The 2205-nt window shown below is 74.6% G+C and carries 2 protein-coding genes and 2 pseudogenes; all 4 read right to left on the reverse strand.

Translation table 11 applies throughout. The features are described 5' to 3' along the window. Positions 1–1220 (reverse strand): annotated as a pseudogene (locus tag BJF79_RS37965) (ABC-F family ATP-binding cassette domain-containing protein); the annotation flags it as partial. Further along, the gene (locus BJF79_RS57550; protein WP_075904627.1) at positions 1217–1678 is read right to left on the reverse strand and encodes a hypothetical protein; all 462 of its coding nucleotides are present in this window, start codon (positions 1676–1678) and stop codon (positions 1217–1219) included. The gene BJF79_RS57550 and the pseudogene BJF79_RS37965, both read right to left, overlap by 4 nt. A 46-nt stretch (positions 1679–1724) precedes the next feature. Continuing rightward, the gene (locus BJF79_RS37975; RefSeq protein ID WP_075904629.1) at positions 1725–1910 is read right to left on the reverse strand and encodes a hypothetical protein; all 186 of its coding nucleotides are present in this window, start codon (positions 1908–1910) and stop codon (positions 1725–1727) included. A gap of 95 nt (positions 1911–2005) precedes the next feature. After that, positions 2006–2205 (reverse strand): annotated as a pseudogene (locus tag BJF79_RS37980) (4-(cytidine 5'-diphospho)-2-C-methyl-D-erythritol kinase); the annotation flags it as partial.

Here is a 2205-nt window from a genome sequence, read left to right on the forward strand (position 1 = left end):
CGCACCGCCGGACAGGTCGCCGACGGGCGTCCACTGCCGGTCGCCGGGGAAACCGAGCCGTTCGAGGAGCTGACTGGCGGTCCATTCGCGTTTGCCGACGGTGATGCGGCGCCGGATCTCCTCGACCGATTCCAGGACGCGGCGGGACGGGTCGAGCTCTTCGAGGTTCTGCGACAGGTGCGCGAGCTGGACGGTCTTGCCGCGCACCATCGTCCCGGCGGTCGGGGCGACCGTGCCGTCCAGCAGGCGCAGCAGGGTGCTCTTGCCGCTGCCGTTGACGCCGACGAGGCCGACTCGCTCGCCGGGCCCGAGCCGCCAGGTGAGGTGCTCGAAGATGTCGCGGTCGCCGAGCCGGACGGTGACGTCCTCGGCGTCGATCACCGTCTTGCCGAGCCGGGCGGTGGCGAACCGGGTCAGTTCGACCGAGTCGCGGGCCGGGGGCTCGTCGGCGATGAGGGCCTGCGCGGCGTCGACCCGGAACTTGGGCTTGGACGTGCGGGCCTGCGGGCCGCGCCGCAGCCATGCCAGTTCCTTGCGCAGCAGGTTCTGCCGTTTGGCTTCGGTGGCGGCGGCGATGCGCGACCGTTCGGCTTGGCCAGGACGTACGCGGAGTAGCCGCCCTCGTAGCGTTCGACGCGGCCGTCGACGACTTCCCAGGTGCGGTCGGTGACGGTGTCGAGGAACCAGCGGTCGTGGGTGACGATGAGCAGGGCGCCCCTGCGGCCGCGCAGGTGCCGGGCGAGCCAGTCGATCGCCTCGATGTCGAGGTGGTTGGTGGGCTCGTCCAGCAGGATCAGGTCGGACTCGGGGACGAGCAGGCGGGCGAGGGCGATCCGGCGCCGCTCGCCGCCCGACATGCCGGCGATGGGGGCGTCGAGGTCGAGGCCGGGCAGCAGGCCCGCCAGGACGTCGCGGACGCGCGTGTCGCCGGCCCATTCGTGTTCGGCGCGGTCGCCGATCACGACGGACCGGACGGTCGCGCCGTCGGGGAACACGTCGCGCTGCACGAGGTGGCCGAGCCGCAGCCCGCGCGCGTGCGTGACGCGCCCGGCGTCGGGCTCGGTCTCCTTCGCGAGGACGGACACGAGGGTGCTCTTGCCGCCGCCGTTGCGTCCGACGACGCCGATGCGGTCTCCCTCGTCGAGGCCGAGGGAGACGGCGTCCAGCAGCGGCTTGGGCCCGTAGGACTTGGCGACGTTCTCAAGATTGATCAGATTCACGACGCTTCCCAGCCTATTGCCCGGCGCAAACCGGACGCACGCTCAGTCCCCGCCGTCTCAGTCCCCGCCGCCGCCTCCACCGCCTCCGCCGCCGTCGCCTCCGCCGCCGCCGCCGGAGTCTCCCCCGAAGCCGCCGCCGGCGTCTCCGCCGTGCCCTCCGCTGGAGTGGCCGCCCTGCCACTCGCCGCCGTAGCCCGCGTCGCCGCCGTAGGACGGCCCCGGGTGGTGGGGCGCGGCCCCGTACGGGCCGGGGTCGTGGCCGGGCTGGCCGTAGTAGCCTGGGCGGGGCCGGGCACGCCGGGCGGAGGCCCGTACTGGCCGTACTGGCCGTACTGGCCCGGCGCGATGCCGCCGGGCCGCTGCTTCTTCGATTTCGCCGCGACCGCGACGACGGCCGCGACCACGCCGACGATCACGGCGAGGACGACGAGCACGAGGACGATGAGGGCACTTGCCATGGGGGTCCTCACTCTCCGGGCGGGGCCCGGGAGGAACGGTCGGGGGCTACGGCACGCGGGCGGGCGGGCCCGCCTGGCCGCCGTCCCGGCGCCCGCGCGGCCCCGGCCCGGAGGCGGCCGCCGCTTGCGGGGCGTTCCGCCGGAGGGCGCGGTCCCTGCGCACGGCCAGCACGACGAGCGCCACCATCATGGCGACGGCGACGAGCCCCAGCAACCCGGAAAGGTACGTCATCGATACACCCGTCCCCGGAATCGGCGTCACGGGACATGACGCCCATCCGGGGCGCGAAGTTCGCTTGTGTGCGGTGCGCAACTAAAGCGGCGGCGCTACAGGATCGTGGCTCCGGGGACGGGGCCGTGCGCGGCGAGCGTCTGCGCGGCGACGCCCGCGCGGTCGAGCGCGGCGGCGAGTTCGGCGGCACCGGAGGCGTCCTCGGCGAGGAACGCGCAGGTAGGACCGGATCCGGATGACGAGCGCGCCGACGGCGCCGAGGTCGCCGTCCGGCGGCCAGGGCGGCGCGCAGGGA

It is taken from the genome of Actinomadura sp. CNU-125 (assembly GCF_001942465.1).
Classification (GTDB): domain Bacteria; phylum Actinomycetota; class Actinomycetes; order Streptosporangiales; family Streptosporangiaceae; genus Spirillospora.